19 protein-coding genes and 2 pseudogenes are annotated in these 21,417 nt (G+C 61.9%); 17 read left to right on the top strand and 4 right to left on the bottom strand.

Annotated features, from left to right (window positions below; translation table 11 throughout):
• Window positions 1–21: 21 nt before the first annotated feature.
• The 4 genes from U0042_RS01355 to U0042_RS01340 all read left to right on the top strand — a co-directional run bounded on the left by U0042_RS01355 (window position 22) and on the right by U0042_RS01340 (window position 4,953).
• Window positions 22–1,356: an ABC transporter substrate-binding protein gene (locus U0042_RS01355; RefSeq protein ID WP_114809533.1), complete on the top strand. Its 1,335-nt coding sequence runs from the start codon at window positions 22–24 to the stop codon at window positions 1,354–1,356.
• Between the two features lie 95 nt (window positions 1,357–1,451).
• Entirely contained in the window at window positions 1,452–2,807 is a 1,356-nt protein-coding gene (locus U0042_RS01350) for an ABC transporter substrate-binding protein (RefSeq protein ID WP_114809532.1), read from the top strand.
• Window position 2,808: 1 nt separating this feature from the next.
• On the top strand, window positions 2,809–3,618 hold the full coding sequence (locus U0042_RS01345) for an ABC transporter ATP-binding protein (RefSeq protein ID WP_114809531.1): 810 nt from the start codon (window positions 2,809–2,811) through the stop codon (window positions 3,616–3,618).
• Window positions 3,619–3,687: 69 nt separating this feature from the next.
• The gene (locus tag U0042_RS01340; RefSeq protein ID WP_114809530.1) at window positions 3,688–4,953 is read left to right on the top strand and encodes an SfnB family sulfur acquisition oxidoreductase; all 1,266 of its coding nucleotides are present in this window, start codon (window positions 3,688–3,690) and stop codon (window positions 4,951–4,953) included.
• Here the strand turns inward: U0042_RS01340 and U0042_RS01335 are convergent.
• From U0042_RS01335 to U0042_RS01325, 3 genes and pseudogenes are all read right to left on the bottom strand, one after another.
• Window positions 4,950–5,099, bottom strand: a pseudogene (locus tag U0042_RS01335) (helix-turn-helix domain-containing protein); the annotation flags it as partial. The gene U0042_RS01340 and the pseudogene U0042_RS01335 overlap by 4 nt on opposite strands.
• 332 nt (window positions 5,100–5,431) lie before the next feature.
• Window positions 5,432–6,451 carry an IS110 family transposase gene (locus tag U0042_RS01330; RefSeq protein WP_327205024.1) on the bottom strand — a complete coding sequence of 340 codons (1,020 nt, stop codon included), beginning with the start codon at window positions 6,449–6,451 and terminating at the stop codon, window positions 5,432–5,434.
• A gap of 153 nt (window positions 6,452–6,604) precedes the next feature.
• Window positions 6,605–7,735, bottom strand: coding sequence for a DSD1 family PLP-dependent enzyme (locus tag U0042_RS01325; protein WP_114812440.1), 1,131 nt, complete (start codon window positions 7,733–7,735; stop codon window positions 6,605–6,607).
• A 388-nt stretch (window positions 7,736–8,123) separates the two neighbouring features.
• Between U0042_RS01325 and U0042_RS01320 the strand changes: the two genes are divergently transcribed.
• Together U0042_RS01320 and U0042_RS01315 are read left to right on the top strand one after the other, a co-directional pair.
• Window positions 8,124–8,858, top strand: coding sequence for a cupin domain-containing protein (locus tag U0042_RS01320; protein WP_114812476.1), 735 nt, complete (start codon window positions 8,124–8,126; stop codon window positions 8,856–8,858).
• A 3-nt stretch (window positions 8,859–8,861) separates the two neighbouring features.
• Entirely contained in the window at window positions 8,862–10,187 is a 1,326-nt protein-coding gene (locus tag U0042_RS01315; protein WP_114812438.1) for an NAD(P)/FAD-dependent oxidoreductase, read from the top strand.
• 83 nt (window positions 10,188–10,270) lie between these two features.
• Here U0042_RS01315 and U0042_RS01310 read toward each other — a convergent pair whose 3' ends face one another.
• Entirely contained in the window at window positions 10,271–11,191 is a 921-nt protein-coding gene (locus U0042_RS01310; protein WP_114812436.1) for a LysR substrate-binding domain-containing protein, read from the bottom strand.
• A gap of 123 nt (window positions 11,192–11,314) precedes the next feature.
• Here U0042_RS01310 and U0042_RS01305 point away from each other — a divergent pair, with 123 nt between their 5' ends.
• The 11 genes and pseudogenes from U0042_RS01305 (at window position 11,315) to U0042_RS01255 (ending at window position 21,353) form a co-directional block, all read left to right on the top strand.
• Window positions 11,315–11,719, top strand: a complete 405-nt coding sequence (locus tag U0042_RS01305) for a RidA family protein (protein ID WP_114812434.1) — start codon at window positions 11,315–11,317, stop codon at window positions 11,717–11,719.
• Between the two features lie 52 nt (window positions 11,720–11,771).
• Window positions 11,772–12,674 carry a GNAT family N-acetyltransferase gene (locus tag U0042_RS01300; RefSeq protein ID WP_114812432.1) on the top strand — a complete coding sequence of 301 codons (903 nt, stop codon included), beginning with the start codon at window positions 11,772–11,774 and terminating at the stop codon, window positions 12,672–12,674.
• 122 nt (window positions 12,675–12,796) lie between these two features.
• Complete coding sequence (locus U0042_RS01295) at window positions 12,797–14,074, top strand: NAD(P)/FAD-dependent oxidoreductase (protein WP_114812430.1); 1,278 nt, start codon at window positions 12,797–12,799, stop codon at window positions 14,072–14,074.
• Window positions 14,071–15,528, top strand: coding sequence for an aldehyde dehydrogenase family protein (locus U0042_RS01290; protein ID WP_114812428.1), 1,458 nt, complete (start codon window positions 14,071–14,073; stop codon window positions 15,526–15,528). Before U0042_RS01295 ends, U0042_RS01290 begins: the two co-directional genes overlap by 4 nt.
• Window positions 15,529–15,596: 68 nt before the next feature.
• The gene (locus tag U0042_RS01285) at window positions 15,597–16,805 is read left to right on the top strand and encodes a M20 aminoacylase family protein (RefSeq protein ID WP_114812426.1); all 1,209 of its coding nucleotides are present in this window, start codon (window positions 15,597–15,599) and stop codon (window positions 16,803–16,805) included.
• 231 nt (window positions 16,806–17,036) lie between these two features.
• Window positions 17,037–17,180: pseudogene (locus U0042_RS01280) on the top strand (transposase); the annotation flags it as partial.
• 117 nt (window positions 17,181–17,297) lie between these two features.
• The gene (locus U0042_RS01270) at window positions 17,298–17,642 is read left to right on the top strand and encodes a hypothetical protein (RefSeq protein ID WP_157977859.1); all 345 of its coding nucleotides are present in this window, start codon (window positions 17,298–17,300) and stop codon (window positions 17,640–17,642) included.
• 177 nt (window positions 17,643–17,819) lie between these two features.
• Complete coding sequence (locus U0042_RS29945; RefSeq protein ID WP_419150551.1) at window positions 17,820–18,071, top strand: FxLYD domain-containing protein; 252 nt, start codon at window positions 17,820–17,822, stop codon at window positions 18,069–18,071.
• Window positions 18,072–18,098: 27 nt separating this feature from the next.
• Window positions 18,099–18,446, top strand: coding sequence for a hypothetical protein (locus tag U0042_RS01265; RefSeq protein WP_157977858.1), 348 nt, complete (start codon window positions 18,099–18,101; stop codon window positions 18,444–18,446).
• A gap of 736 nt (window positions 18,447–19,182) precedes the next feature.
• Entirely contained in the window at window positions 19,183–20,472 is a 1,290-nt protein-coding gene (locus U0042_RS01260; protein WP_114812420.1) for a quaternary amine ABC transporter ATP-binding protein, read from the top strand.
• Entirely contained in the window at window positions 20,469–21,353 is an 885-nt protein-coding gene (locus tag U0042_RS01255) for an ABC transporter permease (RefSeq protein WP_114812418.1), read from the top strand. The genes U0042_RS01260 and U0042_RS01255 overlap by 4 nt, the downstream gene beginning before the upstream one ends.
• Window positions 21,354–21,417: the final 64 nt, after the last annotated feature.

Here is a 21,417-nt window from a genome sequence, read left to right as displayed (position 1 = left end):
ACGTTACGAGGATGTCGTTATATGGCGCACCTGTTTTCTAAAACTGTTCTGATGTTGTTCGCGGCCGCGAGCCTTGGCTTCGGCGCGGCGGCGGCCAGCGGCGCCGCCACGCAGTACGTGCCGCTGCCGACCTATCGCGTGGGACCCTATGCATCCAGCGGGACGCTCTGGTGGGCCGGCGAACGCGATTACTTCCGCTATATCAACGACGTCCAGGGCGGCATCGACGGCATCAAGATCGACTACGAGGAGTTCGAAACCGAGTGGAGCCCCGATCGCACCGTGGAGGTCTACGAGCGGGTCAAGAACGGCAAGAACGGCTCGCCGCTCGCGTTCTTCTTCACGCACGGCACGCCGGCCACCTATGCGTTGATCGAGCGCGCCGCGGCCGACAGGATTCCACTGATCGATCCCGCCGGCGGGCGCACTGAGTCGACGGACGGCACCGTGTTCCCGTACGCGTTCCCGCTGCTGTTCAACTACTACAGCCAGGCTTCGGTCGGCATCAACTACATCGCGCAGCGTGAAGGCGGGTTCGACAAGCTGAAGGGCAAGAAGATCGTGACGGTCTATCACGATTCCGCCTACGGTCGCGAAACCCAGCCGGCCATCGCGCTGCTCGCGCAGAAGTACGGTTTCGAGAACATTCAGATTCCGGTGGCCGATCCCGGCAACGAGCAGTCGGCGCAATGGCGCCGCGTGCGCGAAATCAAGCCCGACTGGGTGTTCCTGCGCACCTGGGGCGTCTCCACGCCGGTCGCGCTCAAGACGGCGGCGCGCTTCGGGATTCCCGCCGACCACATCATCGGCGACGTGTGGGCCGGTTCCGAGGCCGACGTGATTCCCGCCGGGGATGCGGCCAGGGGTTATCAGGCGCTGGCGCCGTATCCGGGCGGCGCGGATTTCGAAATCCACAAGCAGCTGCGCAAATACATTCTCGACACCGGCAAGAGCGATCTGCGCGATCCGAAGTTCTTCGGCTCGGTCTACTACAACATCGGTCTCGTCAACGCCGCGCTGGCCGTGGAAGCGCTGCGCACGGGCTACAGGAAGTTCGGCGCCCATCCGCTCAACGGCGAGCAAGGACGCTGGGCCTTCGAGCATCTCGTCATCGACGACGCGCGCCTGAAGCAGATCGGCTTCTATGGCCTGCTGCAGCCGATCCGTATCACGCCGACCGATCACGAGGGCGGCGGCGCGGCGCGTATCGAGCAATGGGACGGCCAGAAGTGGGTCGTGAAAACCGGCTGGATTTCGGCGGACCATGCGCTGCTGCAGCCGCTGATCGAGTCCAAGGCCAATGCGTACGCGAAGGAAAAAGGCATTACGCGCCGCGATCCGTCTAAGGACAACTGAGTTCCGGCTTCGCTGTTCAGAAGACCGGCGCCGCTTCATGAGGAGGCGGCGCCGCACGACACGCGTATCACTTCATCTACACCCATTACAAGATCATGTTCACAACTCGTGCAGTTCTCAAACTGACGCTGACCTCCGTATTGGCGCTCGGCTTTGCCGTCGGCGCGGCGGCGCTGACGACGACGCCCGGCCCCGACTCCGGCAAGCAGTTCCTGCCCATCGCCAGTTACCGCGTGGGCCCGTACGCCGCCGTGGGCGCGCAGATCTGGGCCGGCCGCATCGACTATCTGCGCTACATCAACGAGGTGGAAGGCGGGATCAACGGCGTCAAGATCGTCTGGCAGGAATGCGAGACGGAGTGGACCGCCGAGAAGGGCGTGGAATGCTACGAGCGCTTCAAGCACGGTCTCAACGGGGCGCCGGTGCCGCTCTATTACCCGAACGGCGCGCCGGCTGCCTATGCGCTGGCCGACCGCGCGCTCCAGGACCACATTCCACAGGTCACGCTCGCGTATGGCCGGACCGAGGCCGCCGACGGCAGCGTGTTCCCCTATATCTTCCCGGTGGTCCTGACGTTCTATAGCGAAGCCTCGGCGGTGGTCAACTACATCGCCAGCAAGGAGGGCGGCCTCGACAAGCTCAAGGGCAAGAAGATCGTGACGCTGTATCACGATTCGGCCTATGGCCGCGAGACCATCGAGCCGCTCAAGCTGCTGGCGAAGCAGTACGGTTTCGAGAACATCCAGATTCCGTTCGCCGACCCGGGCAGCGAGCAATCGGCGCAGTGGCGGCAAATCCACCAGATCAAGCCTGACTGGGTTTTCCTGCGCACGTGGGGCGTGTCCTCGCCGGTTGCGATTCGCACCGCCGAGCGCTTCGGCTTCCCGGCGAACCGCATCATCGGCGACGTCTGGGCGAGTTCGGAAGAGGACGTGCGTCCGGCAGGCGACGCGGCGAAAGGCTATCTCGCGCTGACGCCCTATCCGGCGGGCGCCAGCTTCGAGATCCACCGGCGCCTGAAGAAATACATCATCGATACCGGCAAAAGCGATCTACGCGACACGAAGAACTTCGGTAGCGTCTACTACAACTCGGGCCTTGCGGATGCGGTGATCGAGGTGGAGGCCATTCGCACGGCGCAGGCGAAGTTCGGCAAGCGTCCGATCACGGGCGAGGAAGGGCAATGGGGCCTCGAGCATCTCGATCTCGACGACGCGAAGCTCAAGCAGGACGGTGCCTACGGGTTGTTGCAGAACCTCAAGCTCTCCTGCGCCGACCATGAAGGCGGCGGTGCCGTGAAGGTACAGCAATGGGACGGGCAGAAGTGGAACGTGGTGAGTGACTGGGTGCAGGCGGACCGCAAGCTGCTGTGGCCGCTCATCAAGGTGAAGTCGGCCGCCTATGCGAAGGAAAAGGGCATTACCCCCCGCGATTGCAGCAAGGAGTCGTGAGATGAGCGCCGCCGACGAACGGGCCCTGCCCCCAACGGACGATCGCGCCGCAGAGGAACTGCTGCGCGTCGAGAACATCGAGGTCATCTACGACGGCTCGATTCTGGCTGTCAGCGGCGTGTCGCTGGCGGTGCCGCGCGGCGGCGTGATCGCCCTGCTCGGCGCCAACGGCGCGGGCAAGAGCACGACGCTGAAGGCGATTTCCGGTCTCGTGCAGGCCGATCGGGCTCAAGTGAGCCGCGGCGGCATTGTCTTTCAGGGGCAGTCCTGCACGCAGACCGCGCCGAACCTGCGGGTGCGCGATGGCATCGCGCACGTGCTGGAGGGGCGTCATGTGTTTGCGCATCTCACCGTTGAAGAGAATCTGAGCAGCGGCGGATTCCTGCGGCGTCCGGGGCGGCAGCAACTGAAGGCGCGTCTGGAACGCGTTTATGCCTGGTTTCCCCGCCTCAAGACGAAGCGCGCGGTCCAGGCGGGCTACACGTCCGGCGGCGAGCAGCAGATGATCGCCATCGGCCGGGCGTTGATGACGGAACCGTCCCTCGTGTTGCTCGACGAGCCTTCGATGGGGCTGGCTCCGCTGATCGTCGGGGAAATTTTCGACATCGTCAGCCAGCTCAACGAGAAGGAGCACGTGAGCTTTCTGGTGGCGGAGCAGAACATACCGCTGGCATTGAAGCACGCGCACTACGGCTATGTGCTGGAGACCGGCAAGGTGGTACTCGAGGGTGCCGCGCAGGACCTGCTGCGCAACGAGACATTGCGCGACATTTACCTCGGAAAGAAGCTGGCAGCCGCGGCGGGGGCGTGAGGCCGGGCAGGCCGGCGGGTTGTGCAGCAACGGATAGAACGTTTTTTCAATCTTTCAGGATTGCATATCATGAGCGAACATAGTCAGGAACAGAAGAATGCGGCCCGTCCGCGCGTGAATTCGCCCGAGCCGTTCGCGGCCCGTCCGCGCCCCAGTGTGCCCGCGCACGTGATTCGCGACGACGCCGAGGCGATCGCGACGGCCCGGCGTCTCGCCGTCGAATTCGCGCGCGAGGCGTCGCAGCGCGACCGGGAAGGGTGGCTGCCAATCGAAGAAGTCGATGCGTACTCGCAATCCGGCCTGTGGGGTATCACGGTGCCGCGCGCCTACGGCGGCGCAGACGTGTCGTATGCGACCGTCGCTGAGGTCATTCGCCTCATCGCGGCGGCCGATTCGAGCATCGCGCAGATCACGCAGAACCATCTCGCGCTCGTGGCGCACATCACGCTGGATGCGAGCGAGGCGCAGAAGCAGGAACTGTTCGGCTTGGTGCTGCATGGCTACCGCTTCGGCAACGCATTTTCGGAAAAGGACAGCCGCAACGTCGCCGCGTTCGAGACGCGACTGGTCGAGGACGGGAACGACGTGGTCGTCAACGGCAAGAAGTTCTATACGACCGGCGCGCTGCTCGCGCACCTCGTGCCCATCGTCGCGGTCGATGCCCAGGGCAAGGGCTTTCTCGTGTTCGCCGATCGGGACGCGCCGGGGCTCACCGTCACCAACGACTGGTCGAGCTTCGGTCAGCGCATCACGGCGTCGGGCTCAGTGACCATCGACAACGTGCGCGTAGCGAAGAGCCGCGTGGTGCCGGTCGACGCATTCGACCGGCCGACCGCCGCCGGACCGATTTCGCAGATCATCCAGGCCGCGATCGATGCGGGGATCGCCCAGGGTGCGCTCGACGAGACGGTGGCATTCCTGCGCACGAAGAGCCGCGCATGGATCGATAGCGGGAAAGAGCAGGCGACGGAGGATCCGTTTACGGTCGCCGCGATCGGCACGCTCGCATTGCGGCTTCACGCCTCCGAAGCGCTGCTCGAACGAGCCGGTCATCACATCGACGAGGCGCTTCGCAGGCCCGGCGACGAGACCGTGACGGCGGCGGCCCTGGCGACCGCGGAGGCCAAGGTGCTCACGACCGAAGTCGCGATCGAGGCCACCAACCGCCTGTTCGAACTGGCGGGCACGCGCTCCACGCTGCAGGAGCATAACCTCGACCGCTACTGGCGCAATGCGCGTGTGCATACGCTGCACGATCCGGTGCGCTGGAAATATTTTCACATCGGCAACTATGTGCTGAACGGCGTAAACCCGCCGCGCCACCCCTGGAACTGAAGCTCGCCACTCTTCTCGAATTCTTCACACCACGCCTTGAGAGAATTCTTCGTCGGGTAACCCAACTGGCGGATTGTCGCCTTGATGCGCTTCCCGAGTTTCAGGTACAGCTCGACCGCCCGAAGGCGGTCTTCGTATGAATACATGGACTACCTCCAAAGTAGTCCAGGATTTTGTCCGCATCCCCGCCGGGTCAGGTTTCCGTGCATGTATGGACCCGACGCGCTTTGCAAGCTCTTGACGATGATTGGAAATGGTCTGCATGCATGTATCCGGCTTGCTAGTGGGCAGTTGCCGAAGCACGCCCGCAGCCTTGATGAGATCCGCGCACCCTTGTCCTGAGCAAATCAACGGCTTGAACTACGTGGCCGGCACGGAAGACAGGTTTCAGGATGCTGGTTCTACCGATTTCGTCATCACGTACTAGAGCTACGCAAACCTGCGCTGGGTGATGCGGGAACCTAAACCTGTACTGCGTTCATGGTACGGCTGGCCTGTACGATGCTTCAGTACTCAGCAGGACCTGAAGGATACGTGCGCTCTTGTTGGGCAGTGCTACTGCCGCACAGTTGTAGCCGCGTCGGGCGATCAGTTGCTGCAACCATCGGCTGCGCTTGTCGGTCTTGCCAGACGCGTATTGCAAAACGGTCCTTGTACCGTGGATCAGAAGAGTTCGCAAATAGGTATCGCCGCGCTTGCTGATGCCCTGCAACCGGGCCTTGCCCCCCGAGGAATATTGATGGGGCACTAGCCCGAGCCACGCTGCAAGGTGACGCCCGTTGGAAAACTGTTTGGCATCGCCGATAGCGCCAACAACGGCGCTCGCAGTTAACGGACCGATACCCTCGACCGCAGTAATCTTGCGGCACAATGCCGAGTTCTTTACGAAGTCTTTTATCGCCACTTCCAGCCATTGAATCCGAGCTTCCAGCGCCTGCAGGTGCTGCAGCATGTCGGTAAGCAGCGCCTGGCAGAAAGTCGTCAGTTCGGAGCTCCCGTTACTCAATAAGGTCGGGATGGTTCGTTTGAAAGCCTGCACCGAGCGCGCGACGATCAGGCCGCGCTCGGCCAGCAGTCCTCTGATCTGGTTGATGACCGCGGTGCGCTGGCGTACCAGGACGGCACGCATTCGATGCACGGCCTGGATGTCTTCCTGCTCGACCGATTTAACGCTAACGAAGCGCATCGACGGACGTGAGGCTGCTTCGGCGATTGCCTCCGCATCGTTGCGGTCGTTCTTGTTTGTCTTCACGAACGGCGTCACATATTGAGGGCTTAACAGGCGAACCTCGATACCCATGCCGGTAAAGCGACGCGCCCAATGATGGGCTGAACTGCAAGCCTCCATTGCTATGACTCGCGGGCGAAGCTTTTGAACCGTCTCGATCAATGCTCCACGCCCGACCTTGGAGCGATGCACCGCGCGCCCGCTACGTTCAGCACCGTGAAGCTGGAAGACGTGCCTGGCAAGATCAATGCCGAGAATATCGATTTCCATGATGAACCTCCCGATGTGGTCCCGTTAAGAGGACATTCAGCAGTATCGCGCTTCCCCGAAGGGGCGTCGGGTCCATTTCAGTAAATCAACAGTCCAACGGCTTTCGGGCGCGATCGACGCGTCGCATATCGACGCTTTCAATCCCGACGTTCGTTACCAGCCATAGAACCGCGGCCAGGTTTCGATCTGTCCGTCAGCACCTACGGCATGATAGGCGGGATGTTGCGCGCCCGTGGCGCACGCATGGTTGGGCAGGATTCGCAGACGTGTTCCGATGGGGAACCGCTGATCGATTTCGTGATCGGGTGCGCCGCATCGTGAGACGATGCCATGCTCCTGGTTCGCGCCGCTCATCAGGTATCCGTCCAGCACGCTACCGTCTTCATGACAGACGAGTCCGTAGCCGAAATCCCGCTTCTGGCGCTGCGTGCCGCGGTCGCGGCTCATTGCCATCCAGCCCGCGTCGACAACGGCCCAGCCTTTCTCTTTCTGGTGGCCGATCACAGTGGTCAATACGCTCAACGCGATCTCGGATGTCTCGTTCACGCCCACGTTGTGCATGACGAGATCGAACATGACATAAACGCCTGCCCGAACCTCGGTGACACCTTCAAGATGCTCAGCGGTCAGCGCGGTGGGTGTCGAGCCGATGCTGACCACGTCGCATCGCAGTCCGGCGGCCCGCAGACGCTCAGCGGCGCGCACGCAACCCGAACGCTCCTGTTCGGCGATGTGTACGAGGGCATCATGTGCATCGTAGTCGTAGCTGGACCCTGCATGGGCCAGCACGCCACCTAGATGCACGCCGCCGTTGCAGAGTGTTGTTGCTACATCAAGGAGTGTGTCGTCATCGGGCACGATGCCTGAGCGATGGCCGTCCACGTCGATTTCGATCCAGACCTCGAAGGCTTCTTCGTGTTCGCGACCGAAAGCGACGATCGCTTCGGCACAGGCGACGCTATCGGCGACGATCTTCAGGTCGCAGCCTTGCCGGCGTAGCGCCAGTGCTTGCTGGAGTTTCGTCGGGGCGATGCCGACGGCGTAGACGATGTCGCGAATGCCGCTTGCAAAGAACTGTTCGGCTTCCTTGAGTGTGGACACGGTGATACCCCGCGCACCGGCGTTCATTTGCGCCTGGACCACCTGTTCGCATTTGGTTGTCTTGACGTGCGGCCGGAACCTTACGCCGAGCGCATTCATGCGCTGCTGCATCCGCTCGATGTTGTGCTGCATGCGCGCGACATCGATCAATGCGGCCGGGGTGTTCAACGACTCCAGATTCATGTGCGACTCCTGGCTATTCTTCGCGCGATCGACGTCGGATGCAGGTATCGCGCCTAGGCAGAAGCCACTATAGGAGTTTGTCGAGAAGTTGTGCTTAACAACTGATAAACCAGCCATTAAGCATCCGTGAATGTCGATGTGTCGAAGACGATGCTGCGTCAGAGGCGCGAGATTCGAGCATTTCGCTATCGCATGGAGTGGTCGAGGCCCGTTCGGTATGCCGATAGTCGTCGCTTTTCGACCAGGAACAACGATGGGACAGGCGCTGGCTCGGCCTCTCATTAATTAGCGTTTAACCCCCGCTTGTCCGAAAATTAACCACATGAACACGCTTGCGTCGCACAATGGCGCGCAACAACGATGAGCCATGCCGCCGACAGGAGAAAAGGTGACCACAGCATTCGTATTGCACCGTGCCGACGGAGCGCCTTGTTCGACCGTGTTCCGCAGACAGGCATTCGGTGGGAACGACCCATTCGCGCAGTATCGGGAGATCGCATGGGAGGGGCCCGGCTCGATGGTCGCAGGTCGTATCGACTTCGTTGGCGAGGTTGACGTACCGAGCTTTCCGCACATTGAAACCATCGTGGTCGTGGAAGGCGAACTCACGCTGGAAGCGGCCGGAATGGCACCGTTAGTGCTCGGCCCACAGGAGGGCGCCGTTATCGGAGGCGGGACCGCACTTCGGGTGAGTGCCGGGTCCCGAGCACGCTTCGTATTCTGCGCGGCCGATTGCCAGAGCCCTACGCGACGCGGCCTTTTTCCCTTGCGCGCCGACGCCGACTTCAAGCCGTCTTCATCGCTGCCCGCGGAGCTGCTGCTGGGCGCGGCCCCCCAATGCCGCAGCGACAACGTCTTCACCGAGGAGGGCGCAGAGTACCGCGCCGGTACGTGGGATTCGACGCCTTACCATCGAATTGTCCGCCCGCATCCCGTGAACGAATTCATGCAGCTTCTGGCCGGCAGCGTGCGGTTCGCTGCCCCTGATGGCAGTGTGCTGTCGCTCGGCACGGGCGACGCGCTCTTTGTGCCTCGCGGTACGTCGATGGGATGGGAAAGCAGCGATCACGTGGCGAAGTTTTACGTTATCCAAACTGTCCGCGCTTCAATCGAACGAGATTAAATCATGTCGCCTCCGCTGCGCCACATACAGACTTCGCCCACGCTGCCAGCCGCCGCCGACGTGGTGGTGATCGGCGGCGGCGTGATCGGCGTCTTTGCTGCCTACTACCTGGCTCAACGCGGGGTTTCAGTCGCCCTGGTAGAGAAGGGGAGGATTGGAGCCGAGCAGTCAAGCCGCAACTGGGGCTGGTGCCGGCAGCAGAACCGTGACGCTCGCGAATTGCCGATGGCCAGCAAGAGTCTCGATCTGTGGGAGCGATTCGCTCGCGAATCGGGCGAAGATACCGGCTTTCGCCGCTGCGGGCTGCTGTATCTCAGCAATGACGACGCCGAGTTGTCCCGTTGGGCCAGTTGGGGCGACTTTGCAAAGACCGCTGGGGTGACCACCTACATGCTCGATAGCCAGCAGGCCACCCAGCGGGGCGGCGCGACTGGCCGAGTCTGGAAAGGCGGGGTTTTCTCGCCCAGCGACGGCACCGCCGACCCCGGCAAGGCCGCGCCGGCCGTGGCCGCCGCACTCATGAATCTTGGCGGCAGCGTCACCCAACAGTGCGCGGCCCGCGGCATCGAGCTGGAGGGAGGGCGGGTTGCGGGCGTTGTCACCGAAGTCGGCGTCATCAAGACGAAGACGGTTGTGCTCGCGGGTGGCGCGTGGGCGTCGTCGTTCTGTCGCCAGCTTGGCATTCGTTTTCCTCAGGCGTCGATTCGCCAGTCCATCCTCAGTGTGTCGCCTGTAGAAGGTCGCGTGCCGGATGCGCTATTCACCTCAGGCGTATCGATTACTCGCCGCAGCGATGGAGGCTACGCGCTGGCCATCAGCGGGCGGGCACGCGTGGATATGACGCCTCAGTTGCTGCGGTTCGCTCCGCATTTCGTGCCTATGTTTGCGAGGCGCTGGCGCAACCTTCTGCCGGGAGGGCTGGAAGGTATTCGCGGCGGTCATGAAATGCTGAAGCGGTGGCGGCTCGACGCGCCAACACCCATGGAGCGCGTGCGTATTCTGGACCCGAAGCCCGATCGGGCGACGGTGGCCGAAACGCACCGCCGCGCGATCGAGCTTGTGCCTGAGCTTCGCGAGGCCAGAATCGCGCATGCCTGGGCTGGTTTCGTCGACAGCACGCCGGACGGCGTGCCAGGAATCGGCGAGGTGCCAGGCGTACCGGGACTCATCCTGGCAGCGGGTTTTTCAGGGCACGGCTTCGGAATAAGTCCTGGCGCAGGCCATCTGATTGCGGATCTCGCCACGGGTGCCGAGCCGATCGTGGACCCCGTACCGTATCGGCCCAGCAGGTTCGCCCACTCCGCATGGGGCAAGGTGGCGGATTTCTAGTGCGAGAGCCGACGGCCGGCGTTCGGCGCGAACGCCGGCTCAACGGCAGGGAGGCGGATTGAAGGGCAATGTTCCGTGCCAGGTCAATTCCGCCAGGGCACCGGGTGGAACGCCTGCTTCGCGGCCTCCAGAAATACCCGCTGGCGGATGGTCAAGCCTTGACGTGTGGGCGTAAGCGCCATGATCGGTGCGGGTTCAAGGCGCCACGCCGGCAAGACCCGCTTCAGTTTTCCGTCTGCGACCAGCCGTGCGCAGTCCCATTCGGATCGGGCGACAACGCCAAGGCCATCAACGGCCCAGTCGCGAACCACGGTGCCGTCGTTCGACGACAATGCGCCGTTCAACCGGACCGTGACGGCTTTGCTTACGCGCTTGCCCGCTGCATCGTGCTGAGTGAAGCGCAGACGGGTCACGTCTTCGTCGTTCTCCCGCAAGGTCAGATAGGGGTGTCGTGCGAGTTCGGACGGATGCTTGAGTTTCGACAGGCTACGCGCAAGCGCGGGGCTCGCGCAAAGGAAGCGGTCGTTCGGGGCCAGAAAATGGCCTACCCAGGAAGACCCTTTGATGTGGCCGATGGAAACGACTACGTCCGCACCCGCCGCGGCGGAGAGCGGACTTTCGACGAGGATCAGCGAGATCGCCAGATTCGGATGCGAGCGATACAGGTCTCGAACGAGGGGCCCGACATATTCCCTGCCGAACCCGAACGGTGCCACCACGCGCAAATGCCCGCTTACTCCGCCCGATTCTCCCGAAACGCGGGACGGAATGGACTCGATCCGCTCCAGGATTTCGATTGCTTCCTGAACCAGGCGGTGGCCTTCGTCGGTGAGGGAGATGCCTCTGGCCGCGCGCGTCGCGAGGTTCACGCCCACACGCTCTTCGATGCGCTGAAGGCGTACGGTGACCGCGGGCGGCGTCAGGTTCAACAACCTTGCCGCGGCCGCGAGCGATTGCGATACGCCGAGCGCGCGGAGCAACTGCATGTCTTCCAGCTGGAGCATTAAGGGTCCGTTAACGGTCAATTCATTGGAGATTAAACACGACAAAAATATTTTTTTCTATAGTGGGTCGCATTCACGTGGCCATCTCTGTGGGCAGCGTGCTTTCTACGTGGAGCGGTCGTCATGGATCAGCATGAAAACGGTGCGCAGTGGCCCCAGACAATGAATCCCGCTGGGCTCGCAACGCCAGGTGGCCACTACAGTCACGTTTCGATCGCGAATGGTCTGGTTTTTGTGTCGGGGCAACTTCCCATCGACGCGACCGGCCGAAAGCTCACGGATGCGTCTTTTGAAGCCCAGGCCGAGCAGGTTCTGGCAAACCTGGCTTGCGCACTGGCCGGTGCAGGCAGCGATGTCACGAAACTCGCCCAGGTTCGTGTCTACATCGTCGACATCGAGCATTGGGCGCGTTTCAACGAGATCTATGCGCGCTGGGCTGGCGATGCGAGACCCGCTCGCGCCGTGGTGCCGGTTCCCGCATTGCACTTCGGTCTGAAGATCGAAATTGAAGCGGTTGCGGCGATCTAGCGTGGGCGATTCGACTCGTGGCTGAACGAATATATTTGGCAGGGCAGATTAAATGAAACGGGAATCAATTGCGAACTTTCCGTCTTCCACGGCGGGTATTCGGTATCGAACGTTTACCCCGGCCGATGTGCCCGCGGCCCACGCGCTTTCCATGGCGCTTGCCTGGCCATACAGGCAGGAAGACTGGCAATTCTCCGCTGAGACCTCGACGGGATTCGTTGCTGAAGAAAAGGGTGTCGTCATTGGCACAGCGATGTGCTGGAAGTTCGGCGCGGACCGGGCCTCTCTCGGGCACGTGATTGTGTCGTCCCGGCACCAGGGCCGGGGCATCGGCCGCGAACTGATGAAGGCCGTGCTCGACGAGCTGGGATCGCGCGTCACCTTCCTGCATGCGACGCTGGCCGGTCGTCCCCTCTACGAAAAGCTTGGCTTCAGCGAGTGCGGATGGTTGGATCAATGTCATGGGAACGTCAGCAAGGCTCTTCCAGTCGCGTTGCTGGAGGGCGAGCGGCTGTGCGCGGGGACCTCTGCCGACTTCCCTTCCCTCATCGAACTGGCCTCGCGCGCTTGCGGTCTGGAGCGTCGTTCCCTCTTGATGGCGTTGCTCCAGCACGGCGAAAGCGTGTTGCTTGAGCGCGATGGCGAGATCGTCGGATTCTCGGTGCTGCGCCGTTTTGGGCGAGGGCATGTGATCGGACCCGTGGTTGCGCTACGTTCGCACGACGATGCACGCGCGAAGGCGCTGATCGGCTATTGGTTGAGCGGACGCGAGGGCGAGTTCATTCGTATCGACGTCCCTGTTGAAACAGGGTTGACGGACTGGCTAAGCGGGCAGGGATTGAAGCGAGTGGACACCTGTCCGAAGATGGTTCTGAACGCATCAGCCACTGAACATCGTGGAGCGCCCGACCCGGTCTGCCGGTTGTATGCGCTGGTCAGTCAGGCCATGCTTTAGGCTTGCGCTGCGAACGGCGGCTCGGAAATCGCGAATTTGCCGCCGATTTTTAAGCACCGCTTTTGCTGCTCGTGCGCACGGTTCAGGGTTTGAGCACCTGTGCGCCCGCTTGGGAGTGTGTGATGCATCTGGGTTCTTACTGGCTGGATACCTCCGAGCCCTTCGCCGGCAGCACGCCCGAGATCGCCGGTGGAGAATGCGACGTCGTCGTGGTGGGCGGGGGAATCACGGGCTCGGCAGCTGCATTGGCGCTGGCAAAGAAAGGTGCGCGCGTCATTGTGTGTGAAGCAGGAACCGTGGGACAGGCTGCGTCGGGCCGCAATGGCGGCATGTGCAACAACGGCTTTGCGCAGGACTACGCGTCGCTCTCGCAGCGCATTGGCACCGAACTGGCCAACCGGTTGTATCGCGCGTTCGACGCCGGTGTCGATACGGTCGAGCGGCTGGTTCGGGAAGAGTCGATCGATTGCGATTTCGTGCGCAGAGGAAAACTCAAGCTCGCAGCGAAGCCCGAGCATTACGACAAGCTGGTGCGAAGTCAGGCATTGCTCGCGGCGGGCGTCGACCCGGATACGCGCGTTGTGACGAAGGCCGAGCTTCGTAGCGAGATCGGTTCGAACCGGTATCACGGCGGATTGATCCTGGAGAAGAGCGCGGGGATGCACGTCGGGCGCTATGTTCGAGGCCTCGCGAAGGCTGCGCAGGCACGTGGCGCGCACATCCTTGAACATGCGCCGGTTCTCGGTTTGCAGCGCGAGGCTCGCGGCGCATACGTGGCACGAACCCCGCATGGAACGATCCGCGCGTCACAGGTGCTGCTCGCGAGCGGTATCTCGCAGGTGGGACCATTCGGCTGGATTCGCCGCAGGATCGTGCCGGTCGGCGCTTTCATCATTGTCACCGAGCCTTTGTCGCAAGAGCTGCTCGACCGGTTGCTGCCAACTCGCCGGATGGCGACCGATACCAAAAACTTCGTCAACTTTTTTCGTGTCACGCCCGACAACCGGATGCTGTTTGGTGGTCGCGCGCGTTTCGCGACGTCGAACCCTGCGTCCGACGAAAAGAGCGGACTGATTTTGTGCGCTCAAATGGCCACAGTGTTTCCGGAACTCGCAAACGTGCGCATCGACTATTGCTGGGGCGGCATGGTCGATATGACGGCCGACCGCCTGCCGCGCGCGGGGCAGAAAGACGGCATCTACTATTCGATGGGATACAGCGGCCACGGTACGCACATGGCCACGCTGATGGGTACGCTTATGGCGGAAATCATGGACGGGCGCGCCGACCTCAATCCGTGGAACGACTTCGCCTGGCCTGCCATTCCCGGTCATTTCGGCAAGCCATGGTTTTTACCGCTGGTGGGCGCCTGGTACCGGCTCAAGGACACATTGCAATGAATTCACCTGTTCGTCACCTGATGCAAGCTGGAAGGCTGGATCGGTTCTACACCGACGGGGAATGGACGGTTCCCGACGGCACCGACCGAATCGCCGTGGTTTGCCCGTCTACCGAAGACACGGTCTGCGAGCTCACTGCTGGAAACGAACGCGATGTGGACCGGGCAGTACGCGCCACGCGCAGGGCCTTCGCTTCGTGGTCCGTAACGTCGCCGCAACAGCGTGCGGCCTTGCTCGACCGCGTTCATGCCTTGGTACTCGAACGTGCGGAGTTGTTTGCCACGGCACTGGCCACGGAAATGGGCGCGCCGATCAGTTATGCCCGTGGCGCGCACGTGCCGTTTGCGGCCGAACATATTCGGGTCGCGCGCGACAATCTGGCGAGCTATCCGTTCCGAACCCAGCGAGGAACGACCGCGATCGTGCGCGAGCCCATCGGCGTGTGCGCGCTGATTACGCCATGGAACTGGCCCATTTATCAGATCACCGCGAAGGTGGGCCCGGCGCTCGCGGCAGGGTGCACCGTGGTCCTGAAACCCAGCGAACTCTCGCCGCTCAGCGCGCTGCTCTTTGCAGAAGTGATGGCGGACGCTGGCGTTCCCGCAGGCGTATTCAATCTGGTGAACGGAACGGGCGCGGCAGTGGGCACATCGCTTTCGTCGCATCCGCAGGTCGACATGGTTTCGATCACCGGCTCGACACGGGCGGGCGTGCTGGTTGCGCAGGCGGCGGCGCCCACCGTCAAGCGCGTGGCGCAGGAGCTCGGCGGCAAGTCACCCAACGTTGTGCTGCCCGATGCCGATCTGCCGCGCGCCATCGCGCCAGGCGTTGCCGCCGCGTTCCGCAACATGGGCCAGTCGTGCAGCGCACCCACGCGGCTCATCGTGCCGCGCGGCGCGCTGAAGCGCGTCGAGGAACTGGCCCTCGCAGCCACGCAGCAGATGATTGTCGGCGACCCGTTCGCCGAAGCCACCACGCACGGACCACTGGCCAACCGCGCGCAGTTTGACCGCGTGCAGCAGATGATCGACGCGGGTATCGACGAAGGAGCGACGCTTATTACGGGCGGCGCCGGAAGACCCGCGGGACTCAGCCGAGGCTTGTATGCGCGGCCCACGATCTTTTCCGAGGTTCGCACCGACATGACTATCGCCCAGCAGGAGATCTTTGGTCCTGTGCTCGCCATTCTTCCTTACGATACCGTCGAAGAAGCAATCGCTATCGCGAACGATACGGTGTATGGGCTCGGCGCGCATGTGCAGGGCACGGACAAGGCACTCGTGCGTGCGGTGGCTGCGCGCATCCAGTCGGGCCAGGTGCATCTGAACTATCCGGCGTGGGACCCGCAGGCGCCGTTTGGCGGCTACAAGCAGTCGGGGAACGGTCGCGAGTATGGGATCGAAGGTATGGAGGAGTACATGGAGGTGAAGTCGATCCTCGGGTTCTACGATTAAAGCAGCGCCCACGCCTCGCGCGATCACAGTACAGAATTGAAGCCATTTGCCTGCTAAAGGTGCCGAGATTGGAACCCTCCGTGATTCCCGAGACTTCGTTGAAAACGCATCACGCACATTGGGCTAAATTGCGGCGTGACCTGCACGCCCATCCCGAGTTGCGATTCGAAGAGCACCGAACGGCGGACGTGGTTGCCCGCGAGCTTGAAGACCTGGGCTATGCCGTCTCGCGCGGGCTGGGCGGCACGGGTGTGGTCGCGAGTCTGCCCGGCGCGTCTGCCGAGTGGGGTATCGTGCTGCGCGCCGATCTGGACGCGCTGCCGATCCGGGAAGCCAACAATTTCTCGCATGCATCTTGTGCGGATGGCGTCATGCATGCGTGCGGGCACGATGGGCACACAGTGATGCTGCTGGGCGCGGCGCGCATCCTGAAGGAATTGCCGCAGTTGCCAGGCACCGTTCACTTCGTGTTTCAGCCAGGCGAAGAGGGCGGCGCCGGCGCGCGCAAGATGATCGATGACGGGTTGTTCGAACAATGCCCTACGCAAGCGGTATTTGGCATGCACAACTGGCCCGGTTTGCCGGCGGGACAGTTTGGTTTGCGCACCGGCCCCATCATGGCCGCGGGCTCCCGATTCAGGATCACGGTAACGGGCAAGGGGGCGCATGCGGCGCAGCCGCATCTGGGCCTCGATCCCATCCCGCTCGCCTGTTCGATGGTGCTGCAGTGCCAGACCATCGCCGCGCGGCACAAGAACCCAACGGATCCCGCTGTTATTTCCGTCTGCATGTTCCATGCGGGCGATACGGACAACGTCATTCCCGACAGCGCCGAGCTGCGCGGAACGATCCGCACGTTGTCGTCGGGGCTGCAGCAGCAATTGCAGCGGGACATCGAGCGCATGTGCGAGGGGCTGGCTTCGGCCTATGGCGCGCAGGTCGAGGTGACTTTTTTTCAGTACTATCCCGCGACGATCAACACGCCGGACGAGACGGCGTTGTGCGAAGCGGTGATTCGGCAGACGTTTGGAGAGGCCTGTCTTGATAGCGACGTCCCGCCGAACATGACCTCCGAAGACTTCGGTTTCATGCTGGAAGAGCGGCCCGGCGCGTACGTGCTGATCGGTAATGCCGCGACGGGAATGGCTGCGCCCGGCCTGCATCACCCGAAATACGATTTCAACGATGACATCATTCCCGTTGGCGTCCGGTATTGGGTTGCATTGGCGCAGCGTTATTTCGCTATGGCGCAGGAGAAGGGCGCGCAGCGGCGATGACGCTCGCACGCATGTTCGTGCGCGCCACCACAGCGACGCCCGCTCCACCCGCCGCGCTCAGAACCTGTGCCGGATGCCGGTGATGGCAACGAACTGATTGTCCGTTGAGAACGCTGAGAAACCGGTGATATTCGCAACGGGGGCAAATCAACACTGAGCGGCCCCCGGGGAAACAGTGCCATGATGTAAGCGAGTTTTCGGCGGACTTTTCGATGGGAAAGGAGCCGTGCAATGAAACGCAAACGCTTCAGTGTCGAGCAGATTGTGGCGGTGTTGAAGCAGGCCGAAGCGGGCATGCCAGTGGCCGAGCTGATTCGTCACGTGGGTATTTCGGAACAGACCTTCTATCGCTGGAAGAAGGTGTACGCCGGACTGATTCCGCACACCATGCTTTGAGAGAATTCTTCGTGGGGTAACCCAGCTGGCGGATTGTTGCCTTGACGCGCTTCCCGAGCTTCAGGTACAGCTCGACCGCCCGAACGCGGTCTTCGTATGAATACATGGACTACCTCCAAAGTAGTCCAGGATTTTGTCCGCATCCCCACCGGGTCAGGTCTCCGTGCAAATCAACATGGTGAGCGAATTGGACCGTCTGCGCTGTCCGATCGCGATAAGGTCTTCGCCGATTGGACTGCAAACTTTGATGGCCTCCGCTATCCGTTCGAGAAGTACGAGGACGATACAGCGGGGGAATATGAAGAGCGGGGTAGCACATGGCTATCCGAAGGCGGAAGTTTGGAGGATGCGACGTTTCGCTTCCATTCAGAGCAGCTTTTCGGAATGCTGTATGCCTTGCGCATAGAGGCACAAGAGCGACTGCGGAAACTGCCGCAATGACGGGGCGGAAAACGTCGGCCAGGCCGGTACAAGGAAAAGAAGATCACTCTACGTTTGAAAATACAGAAGAAAGACGGAATCAGTTGGCGCGTCTTGCGAGTCGCGTTGGCCACTGTGGCGCTTTCGGGCGGGAGCGCTTTTGCTGCGACGATCTTCGATGATCAGCTCGCGCGCCAAATGAATCTCTCGTATCAGGTAGGGCCGATGAACAACGTAATCGGCACTGTGTCGAATCGCAGTGGTCAAGACGCAGACGTGACCATCGAGTTTAAGGGTTACACGTCTGATGACGTCGTTACTCAAGGTAATCCGCAGGCAACGATAGAACATTTGGGCGCTGGAGAAACTGCTCGGTTTCAATGCGCGGGATTCTTCGGAATGGTTAGCAAGGTCTCCTTGATCCGTGTCCGCGCGGTCGCGCCTCCCTAGGAAAACGCAACCTGAAGTGGGGTAACTATGACGGCGTCCGCGGTCATCGCGGCGAGCGTCGTTGCCGCGAATGCAGGAACAGCGAAAGCAGGCAGCGCCGTGTTGACGGTAATCATCACGGCAGCAGCTTCATTTGCTGGTGCAGCTCTGGCAGCATGGATGTCGCTGCGGATTGCAGGGCAGAGGATGCAGCACGAGCGGCGGCAGGAAGCTGTGAAGCGAGCCTTCGATTCCGCAGGTTCGCACATGGCTGTGGTCGCCATTGACAAGTACGTGCAGTTTTGCGAAGAGTACACCGATCTGTTCCGAGAAACGCTACGCGGAATAATTCAGACAGGCCCGCACGAGAACGCGCTGAGCTATGCAGCGTGTTGATTTGCTGTAGCCGTCCTATCTCCGATCTGGTGCTGGAACTCTGACCAATCGCGCTATCACGGACGAGCAACTTATCGACGCACGTAGCACAAGCTCGAGCAGCACGTCCTGCGAGCCGATCAGCGGTGCGTGCAGCTCACGACCTGCAGCGTCGAAACCGACCGGCTGTGACAGGCTTCGGCAAGACGAGCCGTCGTCTTGCCCGTAAGGCCGGAAGACGTCATGTGAGGCCGCGGTTTCCTGGTGTTTTCCCTGGTCTGTCTTCGTAAGGATTTGCCCTGGGACGGGCCGCTTCCACCGGCTCGTCCCCGCGGCACAAGGCAGCTCGCCTTGCCGGTCCAAATTGCCCGGACAGCCCGCCAGTATCGGCATTCCGGGTCGTTCTTCCCGTCGCCTGACGCCTGACCTGCCGCTGGCGGTTTCCCATGCATTACCAAAGGTATGGGAAAGGGCCCAGAAAATGTAGCTGGAGGAGGCAATTTGGATTGATACCCTCCAATCACTGCATTAACTGCCTGCCGGACGTCAATCTGTTCGAATCTTTATTCGACGCCGGGCAGACATCCGGCAACATCCGGTCGAATGGTGTGACGACTGTGTTCGGCGGGCACGTGCTGGCGAAGATCTCATACAGCTGAGGCAAGCAAGCGTTGAAGCCCACAGGATCGCCACACGAGTTCTATCCGCAAAGCAGTTCGTAATCCTTAATTTCTGAACTAGTCAGTTGGGATACAGCATGAGCCAAAATCTGACGTTTGCGCCGGACAATCTAATGCCGTCAAGTGCAATCGACACGGCCGCTGCGCGTCCGGCGGCTCGGCCCGTCGCCGTATCGGGAACCGATATTCTGACGGTGAACAACCTGTCGAAAATCTTCGGTTCGAAGCCCGAGGTTGCTGCGGCATTGGTCAAGCAGGGGCTGGGGCGAGACGAAATTTTCAAGCGCACCGGCAACATGGTCGCGGTCAATAACGTCAGTCTCAACGTGAAGGCGGGCGAGATCTTCGTCATCATGGGCCTCTCGGGCTCGGGAAAGTCGACGCTCGTTCGGCTGCTCAACCGGTTGATCGAGCCGACTTCCGGACAGGTCATTCTCGAAGGCCGGGACATTGCGCCCATGTCGACGGATGAACTCAGGGACGTGCGCCGCAAGAAGATGGCGATGGTGTTCCAGTCGTTCGCTCTGCTGCCGAATCGAACGGTGCTCGACAACGTTTCGTACGGGCTCGAAGTGGCGGGTATGAAGAAGAGCGAGCGCTATGAAATTGCGCGAGCTGCCCTCACGCGAGTCGGGCTCGACTCGTACGAGAAGCTGCTGCCCGGCGAGCTGTCGGGCGGCATGCAGCAACGCGTCGGCCTTGCCCGAGCGTTGGCGGTGAACCCTTCTGTGCTGTTGATGGACGAGGCGTTTTCCGCACTGGACCCGTTGATCCGATTCGAAATGCAGGGCGAATTGCTGCGGCTCCAGAAAGAGGAGCAGCGAACCATCGTCTTCATTTCGCACGACATCGAAGAGGCCATCAAGATTGGCGGCCGAATCGGCATCATGAAGGACGGCTGCCTGATCCAGGTCGGCACGCCGGCCGAACTCATCCAGTCGCCGGCGGACGACTATGTGCGGGACTTTTTCCGTCATGTCGACGTTTCCCGATTCCTGAAGGCTTCCAGCTTGCTGACCGGCGTGGAGCGGGGGCTGATTGCCTGCGATGTCGCGACGCCGGCAGAGCGTTACCTCAATCACCTTATCGACAGCGGCGCCGAGTGCGGCTACGTATGCGACGAATCGGGCCGCTACCAGGGCGGCGTGACGCCCGCGTCGCTGCACAAGGCCGGCACACGTCCCATTCGCGAAGCGTTGCTCCCTGGTCTGAAGGCGGTTTCGCTGGACGCCGATCTGCAGGAGCTTGCGGCCATTGCCCTCGGCCAGGAGCACGACGTTCCGGTTGTGGACGCAGCCGGGAGACTCGCCGGTGTGGTGTCCTGCAGAACGATACTCAGACACGTTATGGAGCGGAGGGCGGTATGAACTCGTCAATGATCGGCAAGTTTGCGGAAGACGCGGTCAACTTTCTCTTCCATCATTTCCGGGGCGCCTTCGACGCGTTTTCGGCTGCACTGGGCACCGTCGTCAAGCTGCTCGAAGACGGGCTCGCTGCGGTCCCGTTCGTGGTCATGCTGGTTGTTCTCGTGGCGCTCGCGTTGTGGCGTCGCGGCGTCGTGTTCGCCGTCTTCGTCGGCTTTGCACTGCAGGCCATCCATTACATGGGTCTGTGGACGCAGACCGTCTCGACGCTCGCGCTCGTGATTGCCGCCACGTTCTTCAGTCTGATCATCGGTGTGCCGCTCGGCATCTGGGGCGCGCGAAACAGGCGAGTCGAACTGATTCTGCGTTCGTTGCTCGACTTCATGCAAACCATGCCGGCGTTCGTCTATCTGATTCCGGCCGTCATCCTGTTTGGCCTCGGCCGGGTTCCCGCGGTGATCGCCACCGTCGTGTTTGCGATGCCGCCGGTGGTGCGTCTCACGACGCTCGGTATCCGGCAGGTTCGTGAGGAGCTGCTCGAGGCAGGACGGTCCTTCGGTAGCACCGATGCGCAACTGCTCTGGAAAATCCAGCTGCCGAACGCGCTGCCTTCGATCATGGCCGGCGTGAATCAGACCATCATGATGGCGCTCTCCATGGTCGTGATCGCTTCGATGATCGGCGCAGGCGGCCTGGGCGAATACGTGCTGAGCGGCATTCAGCGTCTCGACATCGGGATCGGCTTCGAAGGCGGCCTGGGTGTCGTGCTGCTTGCAATCGTGCTGGATCGTCTGACCGAAACGTTTGGCGTCAAGGCGAAGAAGAAAACCAATGTGGTGACGCGGAAGGCCAAAACGGGCGTGAGCGGCGCGGCGCGTACCTAGTTGGGGGAGTTGGGCGACTGCGTCGATGGTGGTCGGGATTCGGGCATGTCGGGTGAGCGGGAGA

The sequence above is a fragment of the Paraburkholderia kururiensis genome (assembly GCF_034424375.1).
Taxonomy (GTDB): domain Bacteria; phylum Pseudomonadota; class Gammaproteobacteria; order Burkholderiales; family Burkholderiaceae; genus Paraburkholderia; species Paraburkholderia kururiensis_A.
The sequence above is the reverse complement of the archived record's forward strand: the minus strand, read 5'-3'. Positions and strand labels throughout refer to the sequence as shown.